26 protein-coding genes, 4 tRNA genes and 1 riboswitch are annotated in these 24894 nt (G+C 66.5%); of the genes, 15 read left to right on the top strand and 15 right to left on the bottom strand.

Annotated elements, in window-relative coordinates; all coding sequences use genetic code 11:
• Positions 1–2: 2 nt before the first annotated feature.
• Positions 3–734 carry an NUDIX hydrolase gene (locus ACFMBG_RS09565; protein ID WP_421054471.1) on the bottom strand — a complete coding sequence of 244 codons (732 nt, stop codon included), beginning with the start codon at positions 732–734 and terminating at the stop codon, positions 3–5.
• Positions 735–738: 4 nt separating this feature from the next.
• Positions 739–1161 carry a DUF983 domain-containing protein gene (locus ACFMBG_RS09570; RefSeq protein ID WP_421054472.1) on the bottom strand — a complete coding sequence of 141 codons (423 nt, stop codon included), beginning with the start codon at positions 1159–1161 and terminating at the stop codon, positions 739–741.
• 201 nt (positions 1162–1362) lie between these two features.
• Here ACFMBG_RS09570 and ACFMBG_RS09575 point away from each other — a divergent pair, with 201 nt between their 5' ends.
• The 5 genes from ACFMBG_RS09575 (at position 1363) to ACFMBG_RS09595 (ending at position 4106) form a co-directional block, all read left to right on the top strand.
• The gene (locus tag ACFMBG_RS09575) at positions 1363–1839 is read left to right on the top strand and encodes an EF-hand domain-containing protein (RefSeq protein WP_421054473.1); all 477 of its coding nucleotides are present in this window, start codon (positions 1363–1365) and stop codon (positions 1837–1839) included.
• A gap of 67 nt (positions 1840–1906) precedes the next feature.
• On the top strand, positions 1907–2488 hold the full coding sequence (locus ACFMBG_RS09580; protein ID WP_421054474.1) for an RNA polymerase sigma factor: 582 nt from the start codon (positions 1907–1909) through the stop codon (positions 2486–2488).
• Positions 2481–2855, top strand: a complete 375-nt coding sequence (locus tag ACFMBG_RS09585; protein ID WP_421054475.1) for a hypothetical protein — start codon at positions 2481–2483, stop codon at positions 2853–2855. Before ACFMBG_RS09580 ends, ACFMBG_RS09585 begins: the two co-directional genes overlap by 8 nt.
• Before the next feature lie 20 nt (positions 2856–2875).
• The gene (locus ACFMBG_RS09590) at positions 2876–3343 is read left to right on the top strand and encodes a periplasmic heavy metal sensor (RefSeq protein ID WP_421054476.1); all 468 of its coding nucleotides are present in this window, start codon (positions 2876–2878) and stop codon (positions 3341–3343) included.
• 235 nt (positions 3344–3578) lie between these two features.
• Positions 3579–4106 carry a GAF domain-containing protein gene (locus ACFMBG_RS09595; RefSeq protein WP_421054477.1) on the top strand — a complete coding sequence of 176 codons (528 nt, stop codon included), beginning with the start codon at positions 3579–3581 and terminating at the stop codon, positions 4104–4106.
• Here ACFMBG_RS09595 and ACFMBG_RS09600 read toward each other — a convergent pair.
• The gene (locus tag ACFMBG_RS09600; protein WP_421054478.1) at positions 4067–5461 is read right to left on the bottom strand and encodes a diguanylate cyclase domain-containing protein; all 1395 of its coding nucleotides are present in this window, start codon (positions 5459–5461) and stop codon (positions 4067–4069) included. The genes ACFMBG_RS09595 and ACFMBG_RS09600 overlap by 40 nt on opposite strands.
• Before the next feature lie 115 nt (positions 5462–5576).
• On the opposite strand from ACFMBG_RS09600, the gene ACFMBG_RS09605 reads away from it, so the two are divergent.
• The 6 genes from ACFMBG_RS09605 (at position 5577) to ACFMBG_RS09630 (ending at position 11336) form a co-directional block, all read left to right on the top strand.
• Positions 5577–5861 carry a DUF3572 domain-containing protein gene (locus ACFMBG_RS09605; RefSeq protein ID WP_421054479.1) on the top strand — a complete coding sequence of 95 codons (285 nt, stop codon included), beginning with the start codon at positions 5577–5579 and terminating at the stop codon, positions 5859–5861.
• Between the two features lie 58 nt (positions 5862–5919).
• Positions 5920–6609, top strand: coding sequence for an HAD family hydrolase (locus ACFMBG_RS09610; protein WP_421054480.1), 690 nt, complete (start codon positions 5920–5922; stop codon positions 6607–6609).
• 236 nt (positions 6610–6845) lie between these two features.
• Entirely contained in the window at positions 6846–8405 is a 1560-nt protein-coding gene (locus tag ACFMBG_RS09615) for a trimethylamine methyltransferase family protein (protein ID WP_421054481.1), read from the top strand.
• A 375-nt stretch (positions 8406–8780) separates the two neighbouring features.
• A complete protein-coding gene (locus tag ACFMBG_RS09620; protein ID WP_421054482.1) occupies positions 8781–9368 on the top strand; it encodes a heme NO-binding domain-containing protein in 588 nt (195 codons plus the stop codon).
• The gene (locus ACFMBG_RS09625) at positions 9365–10423 is read left to right on the top strand and encodes a diguanylate cyclase domain-containing protein (RefSeq protein WP_421054483.1); all 1059 of its coding nucleotides are present in this window, start codon (positions 9365–9367) and stop codon (positions 10421–10423) included. Before ACFMBG_RS09620 ends, ACFMBG_RS09625 begins: the two co-directional genes overlap by 4 nt.
• 262 nt (positions 10424–10685) lie before the next feature.
• A riboswitch (cobalamin riboswitch) is annotated at positions 10686–10893 on the top strand.
• Positions 10881–11336, top strand: coding sequence for a hypothetical protein (locus tag ACFMBG_RS09630; RefSeq protein ID WP_421054484.1), 456 nt, complete (start codon positions 10881–10883; stop codon positions 11334–11336). It overlaps the preceding riboswitch by 13 nt.
• A gap of 754 nt (positions 11337–12090) precedes the next feature.
• Here the strand turns inward: ACFMBG_RS09630 and ACFMBG_RS09635 are convergent.
• The 8 genes from ACFMBG_RS09635 to ACFMBG_RS09670 form a co-directional block, all read right to left on the bottom strand.
• Positions 12091–12165 (bottom strand) — tRNA-Glu (locus ACFMBG_RS09635).
• 169 nt (positions 12166–12334) lie between these two features.
• Positions 12335–12409: transfer RNA gene (locus ACFMBG_RS09640), tRNA-Glu, on the bottom strand.
• Positions 12410–12578: 169 nt separating this feature from the next.
• Positions 12579–12653, bottom strand: a tRNA-Glu gene (locus ACFMBG_RS09645).
• Between the two features lie 169 nt (positions 12654–12822).
• A tRNA-Glu gene (locus ACFMBG_RS09650) sits at positions 12823–12897 on the bottom strand.
• Positions 12898–13001: 104 nt separating this feature from the next.
• Positions 13002–14741 (bottom strand): single-stranded-DNA-specific exonuclease RecJ, encoded by a 1740-nt coding sequence (recJ, locus tag ACFMBG_RS09655; RefSeq protein ID WP_421054485.1) that lies wholly within the window; start codon positions 14739–14741, stop codon positions 13002–13004.
• Between the two features lie 116 nt (positions 14742–14857).
• Positions 14858–15844: a class II fructose-bisphosphatase gene (gene glpX / locus ACFMBG_RS09660; protein ID WP_421054486.1), complete on the bottom strand. Its 987-nt coding sequence runs from the start codon at positions 15842–15844 to the stop codon at positions 14858–14860.
• Positions 15845–15999: 155 nt separating this feature from the next.
• Complete coding sequence (locus tag ACFMBG_RS09665; protein WP_421054487.1) at positions 16000–17286, bottom strand: homoserine dehydrogenase; 1287 nt, start codon at positions 17284–17286, stop codon at positions 16000–16002.
• Positions 17287–17401: 115 nt separating this feature from the next.
• A complete protein-coding gene (locus tag ACFMBG_RS09670) occupies positions 17402–17656 on the bottom strand; it encodes a hypothetical protein (RefSeq protein ID WP_421054488.1) in 255 nt (84 codons plus the stop codon).
• Positions 17657–17823: 167 nt separating this feature from the next.
• Between ACFMBG_RS09670 and ACFMBG_RS09675 the strand changes: the two genes are divergently transcribed.
• Together ACFMBG_RS09675 and ACFMBG_RS09680 are read left to right on the top strand one after the other, a co-directional pair.
• The gene (locus tag ACFMBG_RS09675; protein WP_421054489.1) at positions 17824–18411 is read left to right on the top strand and encodes a TetR/AcrR family transcriptional regulator; all 588 of its coding nucleotides are present in this window, start codon (positions 17824–17826) and stop codon (positions 18409–18411) included.
• Positions 18408–18887: a GNAT family N-acetyltransferase gene (locus ACFMBG_RS09680; RefSeq protein ID WP_421054490.1), complete on the top strand. Its 480-nt coding sequence runs from the start codon at positions 18408–18410 to the stop codon at positions 18885–18887. The genes ACFMBG_RS09675 and ACFMBG_RS09680 overlap by 4 nt, the downstream gene beginning before the upstream one ends.
• Before the next feature lie 20 nt (positions 18888–18907).
• On the opposite strand, the gene ACFMBG_RS09685 is transcribed toward ACFMBG_RS09680, so the two are convergent.
• Positions 18908–19222 (bottom strand): antibiotic biosynthesis monooxygenase family protein, encoded by a 315-nt coding sequence (locus tag ACFMBG_RS09685; RefSeq protein WP_421054491.1) that lies wholly within the window; start codon positions 19220–19222, stop codon positions 18908–18910.
• 60 nt (positions 19223–19282) lie between these two features.
• The gene (locus ACFMBG_RS09690) at positions 19283–20194 is read right to left on the bottom strand and encodes a pirin family protein (RefSeq protein ID WP_421054492.1); all 912 of its coding nucleotides are present in this window, start codon (positions 20192–20194) and stop codon (positions 19283–19285) included.
• Between the two features lie 214 nt (positions 20195–20408).
• Here ACFMBG_RS09690 and ACFMBG_RS09695 point away from each other — a divergent pair, with 214 nt between their 5' ends.
• A complete protein-coding gene (locus ACFMBG_RS09695) occupies positions 20409–21596 on the top strand; it encodes an adenylate/guanylate cyclase domain-containing protein (protein WP_421054493.1) in 1188 nt (395 codons plus the stop codon).
• Between the two features lie 50 nt (positions 21597–21646).
• On the opposite strand, the gene ACFMBG_RS09700 is transcribed toward ACFMBG_RS09695, so the two are convergent.
• Complete coding sequence (locus tag ACFMBG_RS09700; protein ID WP_421054494.1) at positions 21647–22819, bottom strand: 4Fe-4S double cluster binding domain-containing protein; 1173 nt, start codon at positions 22817–22819, stop codon at positions 21647–21649.
• Between the two features lie 49 nt (positions 22820–22868).
• Positions 22869–23744 (bottom strand): LysR substrate-binding domain-containing protein, encoded by an 876-nt coding sequence (locus tag ACFMBG_RS09705; RefSeq protein WP_421054495.1) that lies wholly within the window; start codon positions 23742–23744, stop codon positions 22869–22871.
• 121 nt (positions 23745–23865) lie between these two features.
• Here ACFMBG_RS09705 and ACFMBG_RS09710 point away from each other — a divergent pair, with 121 nt between their 5' ends.
• Positions 23866–24822, top strand: a complete 957-nt coding sequence (locus tag ACFMBG_RS09710) for an NAD(P)-dependent oxidoreductase (protein WP_421054519.1) — start codon at positions 23866–23868, stop codon at positions 24820–24822.
• The last annotated feature ends 72 nt before the right edge of the window (positions 24823–24894 follow it).

The raw sequence follows: 24894 nt of genomic DNA on the forward strand, positions 1-24894 counted from the left end.
CGTTACCCGTCGGCGGGCATCGGATAGCCCTTGAGGCGCAGGAACAGGCTGGCTTCGTCGTTGTTGTGGAAATAGGGCACGCTTTGCGGCGGTTCGGCATCGCGGACGCGGGCGGTGACCTCGGCCAGCACCACCTCGGTGATGAAGGGCAGGTCGAAGCTGCGCACCTGGCTGAGCGGGATCCACTGCAGATGCGACAGCTCATCCGCGGCGCGGGAGAAATCGTCCAGATCGCCGGTGATCTGATCGGCATCGACCAGGAAGAACCGCGCATCAAACCGGCGCGGGCGGCCCGGCGGGGTCAGCGCGCGGAACACGAACTGCATGGCGCGGGCGGAGGGCACATGGCCGGTGGCGGCAAAGCTCTGCCAGTCTTCGGGCACCTGGCCGGTCCAGCTGCCGGGCTCGCCCAGGATCAGGCCGGTTTCCTCCCACAGCTCGCGCACCGCGGCGACGCTGAGGGGATGGTGCACGCCGTCCGGCGCCTTGTCGGCCAGGCGTTCCTGGCAGACGGGGGAGATGGGCGAGGCCAGCGGGACCTGCGCGTCCGCCACATCCACTGCGCCGCCCGGGAAGACGAATTTGTTCGGCATGAAGGCGGCCTGGGCGCCGCGCTGGCCCATCAGCACCTGCGGGTCAGCGGTCATCCGGCCGCGCATGGCAATAACCGTGGCCGCGTTGCGGATCGCGGTCTTGTCGGTGGTGGTTTCGCCGCAAAGAAATGTGTCGCTCATGCTCTTAGTGCCCTTTCGCTGCCGGGGAGTCCTTGCCGAACCCGTGCATCCGCCGCGCCCATTGATAGGCGATGACGATCCCCTTCATCCGCGGCAGAAGATAGAGGGAAGACGCCAGGCAGCCAATCGTGAACACGGTGAACATCACCATGGGCTCCGGCCGCCAGGAGAAATAGACCACATGCATCAGCGGCGCCATGATGTGGCCGACGATCAGGATCGTCAGGTAAGCCGGCCCGTCATCGGCGCGCGCGTGGGTCAGGTCGAGGCCGCAGTGGCTGCAGCTGCTGTTCACCTTGAGATAGGAATGCAGCAGCTTGCCCTCGCCGCAGTTGGGGCATTTGCAGCGCCAGCCCTTGGCCAGGGCGGGCATGGTGGGGCGGTCGTGTTCGGCGCCGGGGGCCGTAACGGCAGGGGACTCGGTCATGAAAATATCCTGTGTGCTGCGTATATCTTTGCGCGCTTCGGCAGGCCCGCGAAAGGGGAAAGCCCGAATTCTGCGCCGGTTTGCCGCAACGTGCGGGGGCGGGCAAAAAAGTTCGGAAATCTGCGACGGATCTGCGGGGGTGGCGCGTTTTTCCTATGCATCGGGCAGCAAGAGGCTGCCGCAGGACAAAGGAAAGACGATATGAAACACGTCACGTTCATCGCCGCGATCGTTGCCGCTGCTGCTGTGACCGCAGGCGGCGCTGCCCTGGCCCAGGGCTTCGGGCATCATGGGCCTCGGATGTCCTTTGAGGAAATCGACGCGGATGGCAATGGCGAGATCACCAAGGCCGAGATCCAGGCCATGAAGGACGCGCATTTTGCCAAGGCGGATGCCGATGGCGACGGCAAGCTGACGCTGGAGGAAATGCAGGCGCGGGCGCGGGAGCATGCCAATGAGCGCGCCGCCATGATGCTGGAACGCTTTGACAAGGACGGCGATGGCGCGTTGAGTAAGGACGAGCTGCCGCAGCCGCGCCGCGCGGGCAGGATGTTCGACCGGATGGATGCCGATGGCAGCGGCGGGATCTCGAAGCAGGAGTTCGAAGAGGTCCGTATGAAGCACGGCGGCATGCACCGCCATGGGCATTGGCATGAGGACGGAACGGAGCAGAACTGATCGCTGAAGCGTGCTGCATAACGCGGAAATATCGCGGCGCCGGACCCCTGCCGGGGGTCCGGCTGCCATGAGCGCAGCGGCGGAGGAGGCCTCCGACGATGCCTTGCTGGTGCTCTACGCCAATGGCGACGGGCGGGCCGCGGCGGAGCTGACCGCGCGGCTGGGGGCGCGGGTCTTTGGCGTTGCGATGCGGGTGATGGGCAACCGCGCCGAGGCCGAGGACGTGACCCAGGAGGCGATGCTGCGTTTGTGGAAGATGGCGCCGGAGTGGCGGCCGGGGGAGGCGCAGGTCTCGACCTGGCTGTACCGGGTGGCGATGAACCTGTGCATCGACCGCAAGCGGCGCGCCCGCGGCGGCCATGTGGATCTGGATGCAGTGCCGGAGCCGCCGGATCCGGGCCGCTCGGCGGCGGAGCAGATGCAGGAGGGGGCGCGGCAGGATGCGCTGCAGGCGGCGCTGATGCAATTGCCGGAACGGCAGCGGCAGGCGGTGGTGCTGCGGCACCTGGAGGAACTCTCCAACCCGGAGATCGCCGGGATCATGGACATCAGCGTCGAGGCGGTGGAAAGTCTGACCGCCCGGGGCAAACGGGCGCTGGCCGCGGCACTGGCCGGGCGGCGCGAAGAGTTGGGGTATAGCGATGGCTGACACGGATAAAGCATTGCAGGAGCTGGAGGATCTGTTTGCCGCGGCACGCAGCGGGCGGCCCGCGGTGCCGGAGCATCTGAGCGCCGCCATCCTGGCGGACGCGGCACGGGAGCAAGCGGGCTTTCAGGCTGCGCGGCCGGCGCGGGCAGCCCGGCAGCCGCTGTGGCGGCAGCTGATCGAGGCGGTCGGCGGCTGGCCCGCGATGGGCGGCCTGGCAGCGGCCAGCGCGGCGGGCCTGTGGATCGGGGTGGCGCCGCCCTCCTTTGTGCCGGACCCGGTGGCGCTGGCCGGCTATGAGGACAGCGGCAGCGCGTTTGCCGACGAGAGCTATGACATGGCGCTGATGCTGAGCGAGGACCTGCAATGAGTGCGGAGGGAAAACCCGGAATGAAGCTGTGGCTGAAGCTGCTGCTGGCGGCCTCGCTGGCGCTGAACCTGGCGGTGATCGGCATCGCGGCCGGGGCGGCCTGGCGGTTCTCCGGCTCAGACCGGCACTGGCAGCGGCCGCCGTCGGTCGGGGCGATGATCTTCCGTGAGCTGGACCCCGGCACCCGCAAGGCGCTGCGGCAGCAGGCGGGCGGGGATCACGGCAGCTATTTCAAGCGCCGCCATGCCGAGGGCGAGGCGGTGATTGCGGCGCTGCGCAGCGGCAATTTCGACGGCAGCGCGATGCTGGCGATGCTGCGCGGGCATGCGGAAGCGCGCCACGCCTTCCACGCCCGGGTGCAGGAGGCCTGGGTGCGCCAGCTGGAGGCGATGACGCCGGAGGAGCGCGCGGCCTTTGCAGACCGTATGGAAGAGCGGATGCAGCAGCGCGGCAAGCACTGGCACGGGGCCGGGCACCGGCGGGACTGAACCGTCCTCTCCCTCGGTCCCTGCCTGCAAGCTCAGTCCCTGCCTGCAAGCGGTCTCTCCGGTTGCAGCGGGGACTGGTGAATTACATCCCTGGCGAGCGTGACTGATGCCATGCCGGATGGTATCAGCGCCTGCCTCGAAGATGCTGCCGGAAGAACGGTCCGTGCGCATCAGCGGCGGCCGGTCAGGAGACCGGCGGTCCGGGGCCTGGACGTGCGGGCGAGGGAGGGCCGGATTGTCTGAGAAGGAAATGGAAACTGCAACCGTGGCGGCGGTGCAGGGTATTGCGGGCCGCCCGGATCTGGAGCCGCAGGAAAAGATAAGCCTGCTGCTTGCTTCCGGAAACGAATGGTTCAAAACGTCTTCAGCGCTGGTGAGCCAGGTGCTGGGCAGCAGGTATGTCATCGTGAACTGCGTGTCGGAAGAGGCGGAAGTCGATCCTGGCACCGAGTTCGACCTGGAGGATACTTATTGCAGTCATACCCTGGTGGCGAATGGCCCGCTGGCCTTTCACAAGGCCGGCAGTTCGGACATTTCCGGGCACCCCTGCTATGACATGTTCCGGCTGGAGACTTACATCGCCGCGCCCATCATGATCGGCGATGAACCATGGGGAACGGTGAATTTCACAGCTATCGAAGCCCGTGAGCCCTTCCGGCCGCAGGATCTCGACGTGATGACGGCGATCAGCGCAGCGGTCGGCGCGGAGCTGATCGCAGCCGGTCACGCGGCCACGGTGCAGGCCTTGGACAGGGTCACCTGATTGCGGCCGGCGTTCTTGGCGTTGTAGAGCGCCTGATCCGCTTTCTCGACCAGCGCGGTGGTGCTGCCGTCCTGGCCGCCGCCGCCCATCACCGCGCCGATGCTGATGGTGACCTTGACCGGCTCGGCGGCGCCGGGGACCTCGAACGGGGTGCTGTTGATCGCGTTGCACAGGGCAACGGCGGCGATGCCGGCCGCGGCCTCGCTGGCGCCGGGCAGCACGGCCATGAACTCCTCGCCGCCGACGCGGGCCAGCAGATCCGCCGGGCCCAGCACCTGCTGCATGCGGCGGGCGGCCTCGATCAGCACCGCGTCGCCGGCCGGGTGGCCATAGACATCGTTGATCCGCTTGAAGTGGTCGAGGTCGGCCAGCATGACGGCGAATTTCTCGCCGTTGGCGGCGGCGGAGTGCGCCACCCGGTCGAGGAACGGCTTGGCATAGCGGCGGTTGTAGAGCCCGGTCATCGGGTCCAGAACCGCGGCGCGCAACCCGTTGCGGACGCTGTCGCGCAGCCGGTCCTTGCGCGCCTTCTGCTGCAGCTGGGCAGTGAGGCGCAGCTCCAGCTCCTCGACATCGAAGCCGGATTGCAGAACGTCATGGGCGCCGCGGTCCAGCGCCTCGGCGGCAATATGCGGATCGGCCGGGTTGGGCACCGCGATCACCACCGACTGGCGGGTGGCGGCGCGGGCGCGCAGGTCGGCCAGCAGCCGCAGGCCGGGTCCGGCAGAAGCCTCGTTCAGCTCGATGATGATGGCATCGGCCACCGGCGCCTGCATCAGCCCCTGGATGTCGCTGATCGCATGGGTGCGAAGCTCGTAGGGCAGGCGGGCTGAGAGGTGGTCGCGCCACGCCATGGCGGTGCGGGGATCCTGCGCCACCAGGGCAACGGAGGCGCTGCGCAGATCCTCGGCGCAGCAGCGGTCGCTGAGCGGCAGGATGAACCCGTGCGAGGCGTCGCGCTGCAGGTTCAGCTCCTCGTCGGAGCTGCGGGCGCGCAGCAGGCTGCGGATGCGGGCCTGCAGGATCACGTCGTCGACCGGCTGCTGCAGCACATCGTCGATGCCTGCGGCCAGCGCCTGCAGCCGGGCCTTGGAGCCCTCCCAGTCGGAGACCGCGATCACCGGCAGATCGGCCAGCGCCTCATCCGCGGCCAGCTCGCGCTTGATATCGGCGGCGGTACCGTCGGGCAGCGACATGGCGGTGAGCACCAGGTCGGGGCGGTGCTGGCGGGCGGCCTGCAGCACCTCGGCCACGCCGCCGGCCTGGACCACATCGTAGTAGGCAGCCGCCAGCTGCACCTTCAGCATGATGCGGTTGGTGGAGACGCCGTCGATGACCAGGATAGTGCCTTGCACGCGGTATCCTTTCGCCCCTTGCAAATCCTATGCCTTACAGTTTTGCTGAGACTGGTTAAGAAACCCTTTCGGATTTTTACTAAATTGGCCGCAATGCGGCAGGAAAGTGGGCAACATGCAGATTTCCGCCGATGGCGCTGAAACCCTGGCGCTGAAAGCGCTGGCCTGGCTGGCCGGAAATGATGAGCTATTACCGGTGTTTCTGGGCGCCACCGGCGCCAGCGAGGCGGATTTGCGGGCACGGGCGGCAGAACCGGAGTTCCTGGGGTCGGTGCTCGATTTCTTAACGATGGACGACAATTGGGTGATGCAGTTCTGCGATTGCGAAGGCCTGGCCTATGAGATGCCGCTGCAGGCGCGGATGTCGCTTCCGGGCGGTGCGCAGGTGAACTGGACTTGAGATCGGCGGGGCCTGTGCCTAGGGTCCTGCCCGAATCCCGCGGAAAGAAGGACCCGCCATGCCCGTTGATGCCTTCCTGTTCGACAAGGACGGAACCCTGTTCGATTTCGCCGCCACCTGGAACGGCTGGGCGGCCCGGGTGCTTGAGACGCTTTCCAAGGGCGACCGCGCGGTTCTGGAGGCGATGGCTGAGGTGATCAGCTATGACCTGGAGCGGCAGGTGTTCAACCCCGACAGCCTGGTGATTGCCGGCTCCAACGACGAGGTGGCGGAGGTGCTGGCGCCGTTTGTGGCGGAGATGGAAGTCGAAGAGCTGGCGGTGTTCCTGGCCCGGAGCGCGGCCGAAGCGGAGCTGGCGCCGGCGGTGCCGCTGGCGGAGTTCCTCGACGGGCTGCTTGCGCGCGGCAAGGTGCTGGGGGTGATGACCAACGACGCCGAGATTTCCGCCAGGAGCCAGCTGCAGCGGGCGGGCGTGCTGGACCGCTTCGCCTTTGTCGCGGGCTGCGACAGCGGCCATGGCGCCAAGCCGGACCCGGATCCGCTGCTGGCGTTCTGCAGGGTGGCTGGGGTGGCGCCGGAGCGCACCGCCATGGTCGGCGACAGCCTGCATGACCTGGAAGCGGGCGCCGCTGCGGGGATGCGGCGGATCGGGGTGCTGACCGGCATGGCGCTGCGCGAGGAGCTGGCGCCGCACGCCGATATCGTGCTGCCCGACATCGGCCATATCCCGGCCTGGATCGACCGCTGAGCCATTGCTGATTCCCGTGCCCTGAGACGGGCAGGGGCAGTTTCACCGGCGCACGGCCCTTGTGCGCCGGTTTTTGCTGCGGCATACTGGGCACAAGTGTACAGAAATATCCCGCACCGCCGGATTCCAGTGCAAAAACGACAGCCATGGTCGGGAACGGACAGGTTCGGGCTGCCGGGACTGGCACAGTGGATGGCTATCGGCATTTGCGAAACTCGGATCTAGGGGAGACCGGCATGGCAGAGACAGGCGCACGCAAGAGGCGGGGCGGGGGCAGGGCAGGCGCGGCGGCCCGGCGCGGCAGCGCGGCGCTGGAGCAGATGCCCTGGCAGATCCCGGTCAACATCGACCGGCCCACCGAACCATTGACCGAGGAAGGCATCCAGGCGATCCACGAGGGCGCGATGCGCATCCTGGAAGAGATCGGCGTGGTGTTCCTGAACCCTGAGGCGCTGGAGATCTTCAAGCAGGCCGGCGTCAGGGTCGAGGGCGAGCTGGTCAGGATGGACCGGGATTTCGTGATGGAGATGGTGGGCAAGGCGCCCCGCGAATTCTCGATCACCCCGCGCAACCCGGACCGGACGATCCCGCTGGGCGGCAATCACATCCTGTTCGGCAACGTGTCCTCGCCGCCGAACTACTGGGATATGGAGCTGAACAAGAAGGTGGCGGGCAACCGCGAGCAATGCCGCAACCTCTTGAAACTGACACAGTATTTCAACTGCATCCACTTTGCCGGCGGCTACCCGGTGGAGCCGGTGGACATCCATGCCTCGGTCCGCCACCTGGATGTGCTCTATGACAAGCTGACCCTGACCGACAAGGCGATGCATGCCTATTCCCTGGGCAAGGAGCGGGTCGAGGATGTGATGGAGATGGTGCGGATTGCCGGCGGCCTCAGCGATGAGGAGTTCGAGGCCAAGCCGCATATGTACACCAACATCAACTCCACCTCGCCGCTGAAGCACGATTTCCCGATGATCGACGGCTGCCTGAGGCTGGCGCGGCGGGGGCAGGCCATCGTCGTCTCGCCGTTTACCCTGGCGGGCGCGATGGCGCCGGTGACCATGGCGGGCGCGGTGGCGCAGTCGATTGCCGAGAGCCTGTGCGCGATTGCGCTGTTCCAGTATGTGCGCCCGGGCACGCCCTGCGTGATCGGCACCTTCACGTCGAACGTGGACATGAAATCGGGCGCGCCGGCATTCGGCACGCCGGAATACATGCGCTCGACCCAGATGACCGGGCAGATGGCGCGCTTTTACGGGCTGCCGATGCGGTCCTCGGGCGTCTGCGCCGCCAACGTGCCGGACGGGCAGGCGGTCTGGGAGACCTCGAATTCGCTGTGGGCGGCGGTGCAGTCGGGCACCAACATGGTCTACCACGCGGCCGGCTGGCTGGAGGGCGGGCTGATCGCCAGCCCCGAGAAGTTCATCATGGATTGCGAGATCCTGCAGCAGATCGAACGCTACATGCAGCCGCAGATTTCCGCCACCGGGCCGGAGGAGATTGCGCTGGATGCCATCAAGGAGGTCGGCAACGACGGCCACTTCTTTGGTATCCAGCACACCCAGGACCGCTATGCGACGGCGTTTTACCAGCCGTTCCTGAGCGACTGGCGCAACTATGAGGCCTGGGAGGCGGCGGGCGCCACCTGGACCGCGGAGCGTGCCCACAAGCTGTTCAAGGAAATCATCGCCGATTTCGAGGAGCCGCCGATGGATGCGGCGATCCGCGACGAGCTGGCGGATTTCGTTGCCCGCCGCAAGGCCGAGGGCGGGGCGCCCACCGACTTCTGAAACCGGCAGCTGCCCGGGAAAAGCGGAGGGGGTTCCCTCCGCTTTTCTGTTTGGAGACCCGGCGGCAGGACAGATCCTGCCGGTCCGGCAGGCTCGGTCCGCTGCAGGCTTGCCTCCTGGCGCCAGCCGGTCCAGTAGGGGACAGCCGGAGCCGGCCAGGCAAATTGCTGTGCCGGAACTGCTTGGCCAGAGGCCGGCAGCCGGACTATGATCGTAATACGCACGGAGACGGTGTCTGCTGCGCAAGGCGGCGGGCTTGGTTCAAAAGAAAAAATCGGGGGAAATGCGCGCGATAAATCACGCAAATTTGCTTTGTTGGGCCTTTCTTAACCAGCAGGCGTCAAGACTGCAGCATAGGCAAAGAGGGGCCATTGCATGCACGGTCTGATCAACAGGGCGATTCAGGCTTTTGTGACCAGTACCTACGGGGCGGACCGCTGGGAAGAGGTTATGGAAGAGGCCGGGCTCGGGTTTACCGAGTTCGAAGCAATGCTGTTTTACACCGATGAGCAATCGGGCCGGATGCTGACGGCGATGGAAAAGATCCTGGCGCGCCCCCTGCCGGAAATGCTGGAGGACATGGGCACGTTCCTGGTGTCCAACCCGCAGGTGGAGGCGCTGCGGCGGCTGCTGCGCTTTGGCGGCGTGAACTACGTGGAATTCCTGCACTCGCTGGACGACCTGCCGGACCGGGCGCGGCTGGCGGTCTCGGACCTGCACCTGCCCGGGCTGGAACTGGTGGAGCAGGCGCCGCAGCAGTTCGAACTGGTCTGCCAGCCGGGGCTGCCGGGTTATGCCTATGTGCTGATGGGCGTTCTGCGGGCGATGGCCGATGATTACGGCGATCTTGTGTTCCTGGACCACAGCGGCACCCAGGACGGTGCCGAGGTGATTTCCATTACCCTGGTGGAAACCAAGTTTGCCGCCGGGCGCGAGTTCGATTTGGGAGCGCATTCGCTATGATGTCACTCCAGCAGCTGACGCAGATGGCAGGTGTTGTCTGCCCGATGTACGCGATTGTCGATGCCAAGGGGCGTATTGTCTCTGCCGGGCCTACCCTGAAGAAGCTGCGCCCGCAGCTGAACTGGGAGGGGCGGCGGTTCTTCCGGGTTTTCGACCTGTCCCGGCCGCGGTCGGTGCGCTCGGTGGAGGATCTGTTGCGCACTTCCGGCAGCAAGCTGCACCTGCAGTTCCGCGACGCGCCGCAAACCGGGCTGAAGGGGGTTTGTTCGCCGCTGCCGGACGGCGAGGGCGCGTTCATCAACCTGTCCTTCGGGATTTCCGTGCTGGAGGCGGTGCGCGACTATGACCTGACCAGCGCCGATTTCTCGCCCACCGATCTGACCATCGAAATGCTCTATCTGGTGGAGGCGAAATCCGCCGCGATGGAGGCGTCGCGCCAGCTCAACCTGCGTCTGCAGGGGGCCAAGATCGCCGCCGAGGAACAGGCCTTTACCGATACATTGACCGGGCTCAAGAACCGCCGGGCGATGGATCACGTGCTGGGTCGGCTGATTGCCAGCGGCCGCGAGTTTGCGCTGATGCATCTGGATCTGGACTTCTTCAAGCAGGTGAATGACACGCTCGGCCATGCGGCCGGCGATGCGGTGCTGCAGCATGCGGCGCGGATCATGGTGGAATGCACCCGCCAGTCGGACACGGTGGTCCGGGTGGGCGGCGACGAGTTTGTGATGATCCTCGAAGGCGTGCTGGACACGGCGCGGCTGGCGGCCATTGCCAAGCGCCTGATCCAGCAGCTGGAGGAGCCGATCCCCTTTGGCGCCCAGACCTGCCGGATCTCCGCCAGCGCCGGCACCACCCTGTCGACCTGGCAGAAGGTCCCGGATGCGCAGCAGCTGCTGAACCAGGCGGATCTGGCGCTTTATGCGGCCAAACGCGCCGGGCGGGCGCAGCACTGCTTCTACCGTGAAGGCATGGAGAAGGACGACGCGGGCACAGGCGCTTGCGGCAGCGGTGCGGATACGCCGCAGCAAAAGGCCAGCGGCTCCGCTTCCTGACCGGCGGGGTTGCAGCAGGCCAGACTGGACCACAGCGGAAGACTGGCCGGGGTTCAGGGCCGGCAGACCGCGGCGGCTTCTTCAAGAGGGGGAAGCGGATGCCCCGCTGGGGGGCTGCCAGATCCAAGTTTCTTTTCAGGGGGGGCGCTGGTGCTGAAAGTGGCTGACGTTAAGCGCCTTTCTGTGCTGGCGCGGAGGGTGCAGGCGGTTCGGGCTGCCGTGTGCGGTCTTTAACCAGCCTGACAGACTTCAGCAGATTTGCCCGATTGCCGCCGGTTCTGGTCCGGCTGGGAGACCCCCGGTTAAAAAGGAACACGGTGAGGTGTTGCCAGCAGGCGCCGAACCCGTGACTGCCCCCGCAACTGTGAGCGGAGAGCAATGCTGCAACAGGCCGCTGTTCCAAGGGGCGGGAAGGCGCGGCAAAACCCCGGCCCGCGAGTCAGGAGACCTGCCAGGAATGATCCGCCTGTCCGGGTGCGGGGCGCGCCAAGGACAACGGACTTCCGCAGCGGGGGCAGTCTTCACCGTCTGCGGGGGGCAACGCCTGCCAAAGACCAAGAAAATTGAACATGCTGCCCGGCATGGGCCGCCGCTTGGCCTGTGCTTGCTGTGCTGGCGGGAGGAATGGAAAATACGCAAAGCAAGCCTGTCCCTGGCCGCGGCCCTGCAATCGCAACCGCCCTGGAGGAAGAGGCCGCCGATCTGGGAGAGATCATCGTTTCCGGGGGGTACCCCGGCCGAGGCCCGGAAATACGGCCGCTCCGTCCCGGTCCTGGCCAGCGAAGAGATCGAAGGCCGCGGTATCACCACGGTTCAGGACGCGCTGCGTTCGGTCCCTGGCCTGATGTTGAACGGCTCCGGCAACAGCTTTACCAGGTCCGCATCCGCGGTGCCGAAGCAAATCGCACGCTGATCCTGGTTGACGGCGCCGAAGCCAACGGCCCGGACGGGATCCGCCGCCCGGAGCATGAGCTGCTGCTGGGCGCTGCCCTGCAGACTTTCAATGGGCCCGGGTCTGCCGCAACCGATGCGCGGCATGTGGCAGGCAACTGGGATGCCCAGTCCTTTGGCTCTTTCGCGGCTGCCGAACTGCCGGACCCCGCCGCCGCGGATGTCTCCGCTCAGTATGAGCTGACGCCGAAGATGATGCTGACCGGACAGGTCACGCTCACGGCTGCCTCCTCTGCTCTGGTGCAGCAGGCCGCGCTTTTGCCCCGCCCGCCGGACCTGAACATCCCGGTATCACCGGAAGAACCTTCTGCCGCCGCACCCGCGCTTCAGCCCGCGGTGACCGCGGCGCCTGTCCTGCGTTCTGCGGCCGGCACGCCTGCGCTTGCCGCACCGGCCAGAGCGACATCGCGCCTGCACGGCCTGCTCCGCCGTCCCCCCCCGGGTGCGGTGGCTTCTACTGCGCCGCCATTTCCGTCTTCAGCGGCAGTGCAAGAGCAGGTGGCAGGCAGCGAAGGGTTCGCGGAGAACGCGGCTCCGGTGCGGCGCTTCCCGGCAATTCTGCTCAACAGTTCGGCCTCAAGCGGCGATAGGGCGCGGCCATCCTGGTCCGGGTTGAACGCCAGAAGCGCCGCCGCAGCGGGAGGCGCCGCGCAAATAGCGCGCGATACTTCCTTGCCGGAAGCTCAAAAGAAATGCTGTTTCTGGGGAGGAAGAAGTGGCAGCCCGTAGGGGAATCGAACCCCTCTTTCCAGGTTGAAAACCTGGCGTCCTAACCGATAGACGAACGGGCCACTCTGTCTGTGAGGCGGTGTTTACTGATTGCGCCGGGTGGGCGCAAGAGGGTTTTTGCAGAAATGCGAAGATTTTTTGCGCGCTGTTTTGCTGGGGTAAGTCGCTGAAAACAAACGCAAAAAATCGCGCTGTTAGCGCGTCTCGACTGTCTGTCTCTGGCGGGGGAAGTGGCAGCCCGTAGGGGAATCGAACCCCTCTTTCCAGGTTGAAAACCTGGCGTCCTAACCGATAGACGAACGGGCCACTCTGTGCGTGAGGCGGTGTTTACTGATTGCGCCGGGTGGGCGCAAGAGGGTTTTTGCAGAAATGCGAAGATTTTTTGCGCGCTGTTTTGCTGGGGTAAGTCGCTGAAAACAAACGCAAAAAATCGCGCTGTTAGCGCGTCTCGACTGTCTGTCTCTGGCGGGGGAAGTGGCAGCCCGTAGGGGAATCGAACCCCTCTTTCCAGGTTGAAAACCTGGCGTCCTAACCGATAGACGAACGGGCCACTCTGTGCGTGAGGCGGTGTTTACTGATTGCGCCGGGTGGGCGCAAGAGGGTTTTTGCAGAAATGCGAAGATTTTTTGCGCGCTGTTTTGCTGGGGTAAGTCGCTGAAAACAAACGCAAAAAATCGCGCTGTTAGCGCGTCTCGACTGTCTGTCTCTGGCGGGGGAAGTGGCAGCCCGTAGGGGAATCGAACCCCTCTTTCCAGGTTGAAAACCTGGCGTCCTAACCGATAGACGAACGGGCCACTCTGTGCGTGAGCGGGTATTTAGTTATAAGCGCTGGAACCCGCAAGAGGAAAAATACGCATTCGCGCATTTTCTTATCCACAGGCTGCAAGTGCTTGAATTCTCACGCTTCGGCGGCGTCCTCCAGGCGCAGCTGGGGGCTTTGGCGGCCGCCCCAGGTGTTTATTTCCAGCCGTCCGGCAAAATGGAAGCGGGCGCCGCCGTGCTCCAGCAGCCGCGGGCCAAGGGCAGTGTCGAAAGCGCCAAAGCAGATCGCATCCACGCCGCCGCCCATACCGTCGCTGAGCGACAGTTTCAGGTGGCTTTCGCCGATCTTCTTGGCAAAGCGCACCTGCAGGTCGGGCAGCGCATAGCGCGGGGCAGGGGCGCCGGCGCCAAAGGGGCCTGCCTGTTCGATCTGTCCGATCAGGTCCACCGTGGCGGCGCCGGGCATCAGGGCGCCGTCCAGTTTCAGATCCGCTGGGCCGCCCTGGCCTGCGCCCTGTTTGGCCAGCAGCTCGGTCAGCCGCTCCATGGCCGGTTCCAGCTTGTGCCGCATCACGGTGAGGCCCGCTGCCATCTTGTGGCCGCCGCCCTTGACCAGCAGGCCCTCAGCCGCCAGCCGCTGGATCGAGGCGCCAAGGTCGACGCCGGAGACCGAACGCCCCGATCCCTTCCCCTCTTCCCCGTCAAAGCCGATGACAATCGCGGGCCGGTTGGCGGATTCTTTCAGGCGGGAGGCAACGATGCCCACGACGCCAGGGTGCCAGCCCTCGCCGGCGGCCCAGACAAGGGGGGCATCCAGCCCGCGTGCCTCGGCCTGGTCCAGCGCCGCGGCGCGCACCGCGTTTTCGATGTCGCGGCGTTCGGTGTTCAGCTGATCCAGCCGTTCGGCCAGGGCGGCGGCCTCATGCGGGTTGCCGGTGGACAACAGCCTTGCGCCCAGGTCTGCCTTGCCGATCCGGCCGCCGGCATTGACCCGCGGCCCCAGCAGAAAGCCGAGGTGATAGGTGGAGGGCGCCGAATCCATGCGGCTGACGTCGGACAGCGCCACCAGCCCGGGGCGTTTGCGCGCCGCCATGACCTTCAGCCCCTGGCGCACCAGCGCCCGGTTGGCGCCGATCAGGGGGGCCACGTCGGCGACGGTGGCCAGTGCCACCAGATCCAGCAGCGCCATCAGGTCCGGACCCTTTGCGCCTGCTTCGCGCATCTGCCGCCCGGCCTCGACCAGCATCAGGAACACCACGCCGGCGGCGCAGAAATAGCCCAGGTCGCCGCTTTCGTCCTGCCGGTTGGGGTTCACCACAGCGACGCACTCCGGCAGCGTCTCGCCGCCCAGGTGGTGGTCCAGCACGATCACATCGGCGCCCTTGGCGGCGGCGATCGGCTCATGGCTGAGGGTGCCGCAGTCGACGCAGATGATCAGGTCGTGAGCCGCGGCCAGCTCCTGCATGGCGGGCACATTGGGGCCATAACCCTCGTCGATGCGGTCGGGGATATAGAGCGTCGCCTCCAGCCCCATCTGGCGCAGCCAGACCAGCAGCAGCGCGGCGGAGCTGCCTCCGTCGACGTCATAATCGGCAAAGACCGCAATCCGCTGCTTCAGCCGCACCGCCTGCAGGAAGCGGGCGGCGGCGGCTTCCATATCTTTCATCTCGCGCGGGTCGGGCAGCAGCTCCTTCAGCTTCGGCTCCAGGAATCCCTTGGCCTCCATCGCCGGAACGCCCCTGCGGGCCAGCACCTGGCAGACCGAACGGGGCAGGCCGGTCTGCTGCGCCATCATCTCCGACGCCCGGTCCACCTCCACGCCGGGCCCGACCCAGCGGCGCCCGCTCAAGGACTGCTCAACACCCAAAAAGCTCATCTTCTGCCCCCATGCGCAAAGGCCGGACCCAATGCGGATCCGGCCCTTTCATCTTTCTTCAAATACTCCCGCCGGAGGCAGCGGCGCAAGCCGCTTCCCGCCCGCGGAGGACCGGCTTACATCTGATGCGGCGCCACCGGCGTGCGGTAGGACATGCGGCGCACCGAGCCGGTCTTGGAACGCATCAGCAGGGTGGTAGTCTCAACCCAGCCGGGTTCGCGCTTGATGCGCGGCAGCAGCGAGCCGCCGGTCACGCCGGTGGCGGCAAAGATCACGTCCTGGGTGACCATCTCGTCGCGGGAATAGATGCGGTCCAGGTCGGTGATGCCCGCCTTGGCAGCGCGGCCTTTTTCGTCCTCGTTGCGGAACAGCAGCCGGCCGAAGATCTGGCCGCCCATGCATTTCAGCGCAGCGGCTGCCAGCACGCCTTCCGGGGCGCCGCCCTGGCCCATGTACATGTCGATGCCGGTCACTTCGGATTCGGCGCAGTGCATGACGCCGGCCACGTCGCCGTCGGTGATCAGGCGGATCGAGGCGCCGGTTTCGCGCACTTCCGCAATCATCGCTTCGTGGCGCGGGCGCTCCAGGATGCAGACGGTGATATCCGAGGGCGCGCAGCCCTTGGCCTTGGCCAGGGCCTCGACACGTTCGCGCGGGGACATGTCCAGCGACACCACGCCGTCGGCAAAGCCCGGGCCGATGGCCAGCTTGTCCATGTAGGTGTCCGGCGCGTGCAGCATCGAGCCGCGCGGGCCCATGGCAATCACGGTCAGCGCGTTGGGCATGTCCTTGGCGGTCAGGGTGGTGCCTTCCAGCGGATCGAGCGCGATGTCGACGCCGGGGCCGTTGCCGGTGCCGACTTCCTCGCCGATGTAGAGCATCGGGGCCTCGTCGCGCTCGCCTTCGCCGATCACCACCACGCCGGCGATGTCCAGCAGGTTCAGCTGCTCGCGCATGGCGTTCACGGCGGCCTGATCGGCGGCCTTTTCGTCGCCGCGGCCGATCAGCGAGGCAGAGGCCAGAGCGGCCTGCTCGGCAACGCGGGCGAGGCCCAGCGACAGCATGCGGTCATAAAAGGGCGCGTCAGAGGTGTTCGAGGTCATACCGGAAATCCTGTCTCAACGGGAAAGATGTGAATGGGCGTTTCAAGCCGAATAGCGCGGGCCGGGGCCGGGTCGCAAGGGGCGATAGCGCTTGCCGCGGCGGGAAAACCCCGCCGTGGCGCGCAAACTGGCCGTTTTCTGCGGTTGCGGACGGTTCAGACCTCTTCGATGCGCAGGGCGACGGGGGTGCCGTCGACCACATCGGTGGTGGTGAGGCCTTCGAGGGCTGCGTCCAGCGTGGCGCGGGTGCATTTGTGGGTGACGATCAGCACCGGTGCAACCGGCGCGGAGTGGCCGTACTGGCGCATCCGGTCGATGGAGACGCCGGCTTCGCCCAGGATTGCCGCCACCTTGGCCAGCGCGCCGGGTTTGTCCAGCAGCCCCATGCGCAGGTAGAAGGGCGCGGGCAGGCCGGTCTGGGCGGCGGGGGCCTCCTGCAGGGTTTCGGCCGGCTGGCCGAAGGTGGAAATCCGCAGGCCGCGGGCCAGGTCCAGCACATCGCCCATCACCGCGCTGGCGGTCGGGCCTTCGCCGGCACCGGGGCCGCGCAGCACCACCTGTTCGATCGAGTCGCCCTCGATCACCACCATGTTGGTGCCGCCTTCCAGCTGGCCCAGCGGCGAGTCGGCGGGCACCAGGCAGGGCGACATCCGCTGCTCCAGCCCGCGGGGAGAGCGCTGCGCCACCCCCAGAAGCTTGATGCGGTAGCCCATGTCGGCGGCGGCGTGGATGTCTTCCAGCTGGATGCGCTGGATGCCTTCCAGCTGCACGCTGTCAAAGTCGGGTTTGGTGCCGAAGGCGATGGAGGCCAGGAGCGCCAGCTTGTGGCCCGCGTCGATGCCGCCCACGTCCAGGTTCGGGTCGGCCTCCAGATAGCCCAGGCGGCCGCATTCCTCGAACAGCGCGTTGTAGCCCTGCTCGGTGGCCTGCATCTGGGTCAGGATGTAGTTGCAGGTGCCGTTCATCACACCCATGACGCGGGTGATTTCATTGCCCGCCAGGCCTTCGGTCAGCGATTTGATCACCGGGATGCCGCCGGCGACGGCGGCCTCGAAGCGGATCACCCGGCCTGCGGCCTCGGCCTGTTCCGCCAGCGCCTGGCCGTGGATCGCCAGCAGCGCCTTGTTGGCGGTGACCACATCCTTGCCCGCGGCCAGCGCGGCCTCGGTCGCGGCCTTGGCGGCGCCGTCATGGCCGCCCATCAGCTCGACGAACACATCCACGTCGTCGCGCACGGCCAGCGCCACAGGGTCGGTTTCCCAGGCGTAGTCGCTCAGCGAGACGCCGCGGTTCTTGTTGGCGTTGCGGGCCGATACCGCGGAGATCACCACAGGGCGCCCGGTCCGTGCCTCCAGCAGCGCAGCATGGCGGCGGATGATCTTCACCACGCCGATGCCAACCGTGCCCAAACCTGCAATCCCAAGACGAAGCGGTTCTGTCATAGCTGGAGGTCCTTTATTCCGAAATGCTCAGCCCCGCCTTATCGGGTTCGGCGCGAGCGTGCAACGCCGCTGCCGCATGCAGCGGGGAGAAGCAGAGGAGAATGCCGGGAAGCGGTCAGAATTCGGCGTTTTTCACCGCTTCGGCGCGGCGCTGCAGCCGGGCGCTGCGGGCATCGAGCTCTTCCTGCAGCTCTTCGCCGGCCTGCTGCGGCGGCTCCAGCGGCTCCAGCGCGTCATCCAGCGGCAGCAGCCTGGGGTAGCCCGCGTTGCGCAAGTCGGGGGTCAGCCGGTCCTCCAGCTCGGGCACCCGGGTGCAGGCGGCAGCACCTGCCAAAGCCAGGAGGAAAGTGATCCGTGCCCACGTCTGCATTGCCTAAACCCCTTGTTCCGCTTTGCCGGTTCTAGGGGCTCCGGCGCGCCGGTACAATTGATTTCCCGCCGCAGCGGGGCGTTGGCTTTGCCGGCCGCTGCGGTTACAGAGGACGGCGGCTGCATTCGCTCTTTTATATGAACACTTGTTCAGTTATTGTTGCGGGCATGGCACGCACCCAAGGTTCCCATTCCGATATCACCGGCCCCCGCATCCGCGAGGCGGCTTTGCGGCTGTTTGCCCAGCATGGCTATGCCGCCGTGTCGATGCGCCAGATCGCCAAGGAGGTCGGAGTGCAGGCCGGGGCGCTGTACAATTACACGCCGGACAAGCAGAGCCTGCTGTTCAGCCTGATGTCCAGCCACATGGAAGAGCTGCAGGCCGCCTGGGACGCGGTGCCGCGGGCGGCAGGGGCGATGGAGCGGCTGCGGGCCTTCACCGGGTTCCACATCCGCTTTCACCTGGAACGCCCGGATGCGGTGTTCATCGCCTACATGGAGCTGCGCAACCTGACGGAGGAAAACTTCACCGTCATCGAATCGCTGCGCCGCGACTATGAAAACGGGGTGGAGGGGATCCTGAAGGAAGGTGTGGAGCAGGGGGTGTTCTCCATCGCCGACACCAAGATCGCAACGCTGGCGGTGATTGCGATGCTGAACGGGGTCAACACCTGGTACCGCTCCGAAGGGCGGCTCTCGCTGGATGAGGTGGAGCGGGTCTATTGGGACATGGTGCAGAAGGCGGTCAGCGCATGAGCCTGCTGGAGCTGCAGACCAGCCGCCTGCGCGCGGGGCGATGGCAGGATCTGACGGCAGCGGATCTGGCAGGGCTGTTTGCGCCGGAGGTGGTGCAATGGCTGCCGGAGGGCTTCCAGGCGCAGGGCAGCGATCAGGCGCGGCGGGACTTCCTGGCAGCGGTGGCGCAGCAGGCTGAGGTGATTGGATTGCGCGCGGCGGAGGGGCAGGGCATCGGGCTGCTGATCCTGTCGTACCCGGAGGACGGCAGCAAAACCCGCAACCTGGGCTATCTGTTAGCCGAGGCTGCCTGGGGCCAGGGGCTGGCGAGCGAACTCCTCAGCGGGTTGCAGGCGCATTTCAGCGGCAGCGGCATTTGCCTGAGCGGCGGTGTCATGCAGGAGAACGCGGCCTCGGCCCGGGTGCTGGAGAAGGCGGGTTTCACGCCGCAGCCTGCGGGCGGGGAGACTGTCTACAGCTGGTGCGCGGACGGCTGAGGCTCGCAAGGGGGCGGGTTTCAGCTCAGCAGGCCGATCATGTCGTAGTGGTCGATCTGGCGGCTCAGCACCATCGGGTCCTCTTCCGGCAGCACGTGAGGCTGCTCCCAGTCCTCGCCGGCGAAGGCCTGCAGGGCTTCGATGCTCTCCCACACCATCACCACGCAGAAGGTGGCCGGCGAATCCGGCCGCGGCAGGCCGGCCGTGACCGAGACCAGCCCCGGCTGGCGGCGCACGTGCGGCACGGCGGTGTTGGTCAGGAAGTCCTTGAATTCTCTGATCTTGTCGTCGCGGACGGTGGCGCGGAACACCCGGATGATCATGTCTCCCCCCATCTGATCGTTGGACGGAGGGAGTATATCACATCACGGGCCCGATTGGCGGCCCGCGGCCGGTCAGTGCGCGGGTTTGATGAAGGTCCCGTTGCGCAGGTCGCGGAAAGCCTGGTGCAGTTCGGCCTGGGTATTCATGACGATCGGCCCGTGCCAGGCTACCGGCTCATTGATCGGCGCGCCGGAGATCAGCAGGAAGCGTACGCCTTCGGGGCCTGCCTGCACGGTGATCCCGTCGCCGGTGCCAAAGCGGATCAGGGTGCGGTCGCCGGACAGGTCGCGGATGTTGACCTCCTGTCCTGCGACCTCCTTCTCCAGCAGCACCCCTTGCGGCGCTGAGGCATCGGCAAAGGCACCCTCGCCTTCGAACACATAGGCGAACGCCCGGCGGTAGGTGTCGACCGGCAGGGTCTTTTTGACGCCCGCCGGGACGTAGACGTCCAGGTACTGCGGGTCGGCGGCAATGCCGTCCACCAGGCCGCGCTTGCCCCAGAAGTCGCCGGCGATCACCTTCACGCGGGTGCCGTCATCGTCGATGATCTCGGGGATGTCGGTGCCCTTCACGTCCTGGTAGCGCGGCGTGGTCATCTTCTGGCTGGCGGGCAGGTTGCCCCACAGCTGGAAGCCGTGCATCTGGCCCCTGGCGTTGCCCGAGGGCATCTCCTGATGCAGGATGCCCGACCCGGCGGTCATCCACTGCACGTCGCCCGCCCCGAGGGTGCCGGCGTTGCCCAGCGAGTCGCCATGTTCCACGGAGCCGGCCAGCACATAGGTGATGGTTTCGATGCCGCGGTGCGGGTGCCAGGGGAAGCCGCGCAGGTAGTCCTCCGGGTTCTCGTTGCGGAAGTCGTCGAACAGCAGGAACGGGTCCAGCTCCGACGGGTCCTGAAAGCCGAAAGCACGGTGCAGCTTGACGCCGGCGCCCTCGGTATGGGGCTGGGCGGCGCGGGTTTCGAGAATGGGTCTGAGGGACATCTCAATGCCTCCTGTAAACGTTGACTGCGGCTAAGATAGGATGTGCGCGCCACCCTGAAACCTGTTGCCGGACACGGGGGCTGTGCGCAGGTGAACAGATGCCCCCGCAGCCCGCAGGGCTGCCCGGCCCAACGGGACGCGGTGCCGCAGGCACCAAGGACGGGCGGGAGCATTGCCGTTGCCGGGTGCAGGCCCTGCGGGGTAGCCTGAGCAGATGACACAAGCTCCCGATCCCCTGCTGCAGCTGCCGCCGGACCGCCTGCTGGGCGCCTTGCGGCTGATCTCCTACATGCTGGAGGAGGGGCGCTCCGCCGCGGATCCGGATCAGGTGCTGGAGAAGATGTGCGATATGATCCGGGCGGTGGGGGTGCCGCTGCAGCGGGCCGCCTCCATCGTGCAGCTGCTGCATGCCGAGGCGGTGGCCAGCGCCCGCTTCTGGGAGCACGGCAAGGGCACCCGCAGCGAATTGTTCCCGTTCAACGAGGACAGCGGCGACGGCTATGCCCGCTCGCCGGCTGCCGATGTGCACCGTACCGGCGAATGGGTGATCCTGTGGCTGCCGGACACGCCGGACGGCCGCTATGGCATCGTCCCGGACCTGAAGGCGGAGGGATACACTCACTACATCATGGCGCCGGTGTTCATGGGGATCGGCACGGCGGGCATCTTCAGTTTTGCCACCCAGTCAGCGGAAGGGTTCTCTGACGAAGACATCCGCTTTCTGCGTGCGGTGTTTCCGGCACTGGCCGCCTGCCAGGAGGTTCTCTCCACCGCCCGCACCATGAAGGAAGTGCTGCGGATCTACGTCGGCGAGGAGCCGCAGCGGCGGATTATGTCGGGCGATGTACACCGGGGCGAGGTGATGCGGATCCGCTCCGCCATCCTGTTTGCCGACATGCGCCGCTTTACCGAACTGACCGCAGGCATGAGCGCGGAACAGGCGACCGGCCTGCTCAATGCCTATTACGACTGCATCGTGCCGCCGGTGGAGGCCGCGGGCGGCGAGGTGCTGAAACTGATCGGCGATGGCATCCTGGCGGTGTTCCGCGCCGAAGAGGACGGGGCGCGGATCTGTGCCCAGGCGCTTGCCGCGGCGCGTGAAGGCCTGGCGCGGGTCGCCGCCCGTTCTGACCCGCCGCAATTCGAGGTTGGCACCGCGCTGCACTTCGGCGAGGTGGCGTTTGGCAACGTGGGGTCGGGGATGCGGCTGGATTACACGGTGATCGGCCGCGACGTGAACCTGGCGGCGCGGGTGGCGGAGCTGTGCGGCGCCAGGGATGAACCGCTGCTGGTGTCGTCGGAGTTCCGGCAGCGGGCGGGGCTGGAGGGGCGGTCTCTGGGAGAGCAGCGGCTGAAAGGGCTGCAGGCACCGGAGGAGGTGTTTGCGGTTGCGCTGGAGTGAGCGCTGTCTGGGAATTCGACAAAGGGCCGCAAGCGGCCCGGGCAATGATTTCAGGCTTCGTTCCACCACTCTGACGGTTTGCGCCGCTGCCCGTGTTTTCCTGCCAGCCGCAGCGCCAGCTTGCGCAGCGGGCCAAGTGCCAGCTTCAGCCACAGCCGGTTGCGCCGTTTGGAATAGTCGCGGTTGAACGGGCAGACCCGCATGCAAATGGCGCAGTCAGAGGCCATCTTGGCCCAAAAGGAGAAGCATTTCTCGGCATCCGAGGTCCATTTCCTGACCCCCTTGATCGCCGAGACATTGGCGGTTTCCGTTGAGGGCGGCCCGTAGGGCAGCGCCTTCACCGGGCAGGCATCGGCGCATTTGGTGCAGATATCGCAGAACGCCTTCACCCCCAGCGGTTGCGGGGCGTCATGGGCCAGCGGCAGGCTGGTGAAGATCTTGGAAAACCTGAGGCGCGGCCCGAATTCCGGGGTGATCACCATCTGGTTGCGGGCGTATTCGCCCAGCCCCGCCTTGACCGCATAGGGGATCACCAGGCCGGTGTCGTTCATCGACGGCACCGCCTCATAGCCCAGGTTGCGGATATAGGCGGCCAGCTGCATCACGATGGAGGCCTCGTGGCTGTACTCCCGCCCCGTAGCGGCGCCTGCCAGCGCGGAGGGGTAGGTGGCGACCAGCTCCTTGTCCATCTCGTGGCCGAGCACGATCACGCTAGTCAGCCCCTCCGGCAGATCATGCGGGGCCTCGGACATGTCGCGGGCATCGACCCGCGCGGTATAGAGCCAGCGTTCGTCCAGATCGGTGATACCGCAGAGATCGGCGCCGAAGAACCTGGCGATGCGTTTCACCTCGGCGGACATCTTGGCTGGATCGCCGATCTCCAGCGCTTCCTTGGCCACCGGCGTGCCGGGGCGGATGGCGGCCTGGAACCCCTCGCGGATGCCTTCCTGCGCCCGGCGGGAGGAGACCACGTCTGAGATCAGCCAAGCCGCGTTGCGCAGGGCAAAGTCACGCTGGGTGAAGCCGTCGCCGCGCCGCGGGGCGGCTTCCATCCGGTAGGAGGCAAAGAACTTGGCGGTGTGTTTGGACTTCACCCGCTCGTCCCAGAAGGCGCGGGTGAAGATGTCGTTGCGCTGCGAGAACCGCTCGAAATCGCCGGTGACGTCGATCCCTGCGGCGGCATCGCCGTCGCGCTGGGGCGGGGTGTTCTGGGGCCAGGGCATGGGCGGACGCTAGCGGCCAATCCCGGACCCGGCAAGGGCCGGCAGTGCCTCAGGTGAACAGCGACACGATCCAGTCCCGCACCAGGGCGGTCTCGGCGCTGTTCGGGGCCTCCCCGGCGGCGGGCATCAGGTAGTGGCCCTGGCCCATGGGGATTTCGGCGTCCAGAACCTGCGCCAGCCGGCCTTGCGACAGCGGCAGCTCAGCGTAGCGGCGCATCAGCATCGCAACCCCGGCGCCGGAGGCCGCCATCTCAATCGCCGCAAGCGAGGTATCCACGTAGAGCGGCGCGGTGCGGTCCTTGAGCGGCACGCCCTCCTGCTCCGACAGCCGCAGCCAGTGGTCCTGGTAGCCGTGGATGTGGATCAGGGTCTGGCCGAACAGCTGGTCAATTGAGTGCAGCTTTGCTGCCAGTTGCGGCTGCGCCACGGGTATTACGCTTTCAGTGGACAAGAGGTGCGCACGGCGGTCGAACCAGCCGGAAGGGCCGAGCCGCAGGTCGATATCCACGTCTTCGTCCTGGGTGCTGTCGGCCCAGACCGCAGAGATCAGCCGGATGCGGATATGCGGGTGGGCGCTGTGAAACGCCCCCAGCCGCGGCGCCACCCACAGCACCGCGGTTGAAACCGGCGCCCGCAGGGTCACGGTCCGGGTCTGCGCGTGGCCAAGCAGGCCGCGGGTGGAATAGGCAATATCCGTCAGCGCCTGCGCCACTGAAGGGTAGTAGGCGTGGCCCAGCTGGGTCAGCTCCAGATGCCGCGCCCGGCGCAGGAACAGGGTGATGCCAAAGCTCTTTTCCAAGCTGCGCACCTGGTGGCTGACCGCGGCCTGGGTCAGCCCCAGCTCCTCGGCGGCGGCGGTGAAGCTTTGCAGGCGGGCGGCGGCCTCAAAGGCGCGCAGCCAGACGAGATTGGGCAGATCGGACATTTGTGCTGCAAAAAATTCAGGGGTCAGGACGCGTTATTATTCGTTTTTGTTTTGGGTGAGGTCAAGCTAGCCATATCGCAGACGATACCCCCGGGAGGAGAAGCGGGACATGAAAACGGATATGAAGATCGGCTTCATCGGCCTCGGCAACGTCGGCGGCAAGCTGGCGGGCAGCCTGGTGCGCAACGGGCTGGACGTGGCTGTGCATGATCTGGATGCGGCGCTGGTCGGGAAATTCGTCGCCCGCGGTGCCAAGGCGGGCGGCAGCCCGGCGCAGATGATGCAGGACTGCGATGCGGTGATCACTTGCCTGCCGAGCCCGGCGGCCTCGGATGCGGTTGTCAGCGAGATGCTGCCGCATGTGCAGCCGGGCAAGATCTGGATGGAGATGTCCACCACCGACGTGGAAGAGGTGAAACGCCTGGGCGCCCTGGTGGCAGAGCGCGGCGGTGCGCCGGTCGACTGCCCGGTTTCCGGCGGCTGCCACCGGGCCGACACCGGCAATATCTCGATCTATGCGGGCTGCGAGCGGGAAACCTTCGACCGGATCCTGCCCATCCTGACCACCATGGGCCGCCGCATCCTGCATGTGGGCGAGATCGGCAACTCCAGCCTGCTGAAGGTGATGACCAACTACCTGGCCAACATCAACCTGCTGTCGCTGTGCGAGGCGCTGACGGTGATGAAGGCCTGCGGCATGGACATGGGCATGACCTATGAGGCGATTGCGATGTCCTCGGGCAACTCGTTTGTGCATGAGACCGAGAGCCAGCTGATCCTGTCCGGCTCGCGCGATGTCAGTTTCACCATGGATCTGGTGATGAAGGATATCGGCCTGTTCCAGACCCTGGCCGACCGCCACAACGTGCCGCTGGAGCTGTCGCCGTTGATGATCGAGATGATGAAGGACGGCCAGCGCCGCTATGGCGAGCGGGCGCAGTCCGACCGGATGATCGAGCGTCTGGAGGAGGCCACCGGCCTGTCGGTCACAGCACCAGGCTTCCCGCAGGAGCTGATTGACGATGAGCCCGAAGAGCCGGGGTATGAGGTGTCCGTGCGCCGCGCTGCGGCGGAATAGGCCTCCCCGGGGTGCGCTGCATTCAGCCCCTGCCTTGGCGGGGGCTGTTTTCTTTTGCAAATCCGGTTTATG

Origin of the sequence: Leisingera coralii (assembly GCF_049056525.1) — a bacterium.
In the GTDB taxonomy this organism is placed as follows: domain Bacteria; phylum Pseudomonadota; class Alphaproteobacteria; order Rhodobacterales; family Rhodobacteraceae; genus Leisingera; species Leisingera coralii.

Bases quoted from the DNA above. Each gene is read 5' to 3' on its own strand.
- ACFMBG_RS09605 (WP_421054479.1), top strand. From the start codon at position 5,577: ATGCAGATTTCCGCCGATGGCGCTGAAACCCTGGCGCTGAAAGCGCTG.
- ACFMBG_RS09610 (WP_421054480.1), top strand. From the start codon at position 5,920: ATGCCCGTTGATGCCTTCCTGTTCGACAAGGACGGAACCCTGTTCGAT.
- ACFMBG_RS09625 (WP_421054483.1), top strand. From the start codon at position 9,365: ATGATGTCACTCCAGCAGCTGACGCAGATGGCAGGTGTTGTCTGCCCG.
- ACFMBG_RS09675 (WP_421054489.1), top strand. From the start codon at position 17,824: ATGGCACGCACCCAAGGTTCCCATTCCGATATCACCGGCCCCCGCATC.
- ACFMBG_RS09615 (WP_421054481.1), top strand. From the start codon at position 6,846: ATGGCAGAGACAGGCGCACGCAAGAGGCGGGGCGGGGGCAGGGCAGGC.
- ACFMBG_RS09710 (WP_421054519.1), top strand. From the start codon at position 23,866: ATGAAGATCGGCTTCATCGGCCTCGGCAACGTCGGCGGCAAGCTGGCG.
- ACFMBG_RS09575 (WP_421054473.1), top strand. From the start codon at position 1,363: ATGAAACACGTCACGTTCATCGCCGCGATCGTTGCCGCTGCTGCTGTG.
- glpX (WP_421054486.1), bottom strand. From the start codon at position 15,844: ATGACCTCGAACACCTCTGACGCGCCCTTTTATGACCGCATGCTGTCG.
- ACFMBG_RS09690 (WP_421054492.1), bottom strand. From the start codon at position 20,194: ATGTCCCTCAGACCCATTCTCGAAACCCGCGCCGCCCAGCCCCATACC.
- ACFMBG_RS09700 (WP_421054494.1), bottom strand. From the start codon at position 22,819: ATGCCCTGGCCCCAGAACACCCCGCCCCAGCGCGACGGCGATGCCGCC.
- ACFMBG_RS09620 (WP_421054482.1), top strand. From the start codon at position 8,781: ATGCACGGTCTGATCAACAGGGCGATTCAGGCTTTTGTGACCAGTACC.
- ACFMBG_RS09570 (WP_421054472.1), bottom strand. From the start codon at position 1,161: ATGACCGAGTCCCCTGCCGTTACGGCCCCCGGCGCCGAACACGACCGC.
- ACFMBG_RS09590 (WP_421054476.1), top strand. From the start codon at position 2,876: ATGAAGCTGTGGCTGAAGCTGCTGCTGGCGGCCTCGCTGGCGCTGAAC.
- ACFMBG_RS09670 (WP_421054488.1), bottom strand. From the start codon at position 17,656: ATGCAGACGTGGGCACGGATCACTTTCCTCCTGGCTTTGGCAGGTGCT.
- recJ (WP_421054485.1), bottom strand. From the start codon at position 14,741: ATGAGCTTTTTGGGTGTTGAGCAGTCCTTGAGCGGGCGCCGCTGGGTC.
- ACFMBG_RS09580 (WP_421054474.1), top strand. From the start codon at position 1,907: ATGAGCGCAGCGGCGGAGGAGGCCTCCGACGATGCCTTGCTGGTGCTC.
- ACFMBG_RS09680 (WP_421054490.1), top strand. From the start codon at position 18,408: ATGAGCCTGCTGGAGCTGCAGACCAGCCGCCTGCGCGCGGGGCGATGG.
- ACFMBG_RS09565 (WP_421054471.1), bottom strand. From the start codon at position 734: ATGAGCGACACATTTCTTTGCGGCGAAACCACCACCGACAAGACCGCG.
- ACFMBG_RS09665 (WP_421054487.1), bottom strand. From the start codon at position 17,286: ATGACAGAACCGCTTCGTCTTGGGATTGCAGGTTTGGGCACGGTTGGC.
- ACFMBG_RS09630 (WP_421054484.1), top strand. From the start codon at position 10,881: ATGATCCGCCTGTCCGGGTGCGGGGCGCGCCAAGGACAACGGACTTCC.
- ACFMBG_RS09695 (WP_421054493.1), top strand. From the start codon at position 20,409: ATGACACAAGCTCCCGATCCCCTGCTGCAGCTGCCGCCGGACCGCCTG.
- ACFMBG_RS09585 (WP_421054475.1), top strand. From the start codon at position 2,481: ATGGCTGACACGGATAAAGCATTGCAGGAGCTGGAGGATCTGTTTGCC.
- ACFMBG_RS09705 (WP_421054495.1), bottom strand. From the start codon at position 23,744: ATGTCCGATCTGCCCAATCTCGTCTGGCTGCGCGCCTTTGAGGCCGCC.
- ACFMBG_RS09685 (WP_421054491.1), bottom strand. From the start codon at position 19,222: ATGGGGGGAGACATGATCATCCGGGTGTTCCGCGCCACCGTCCGCGAC.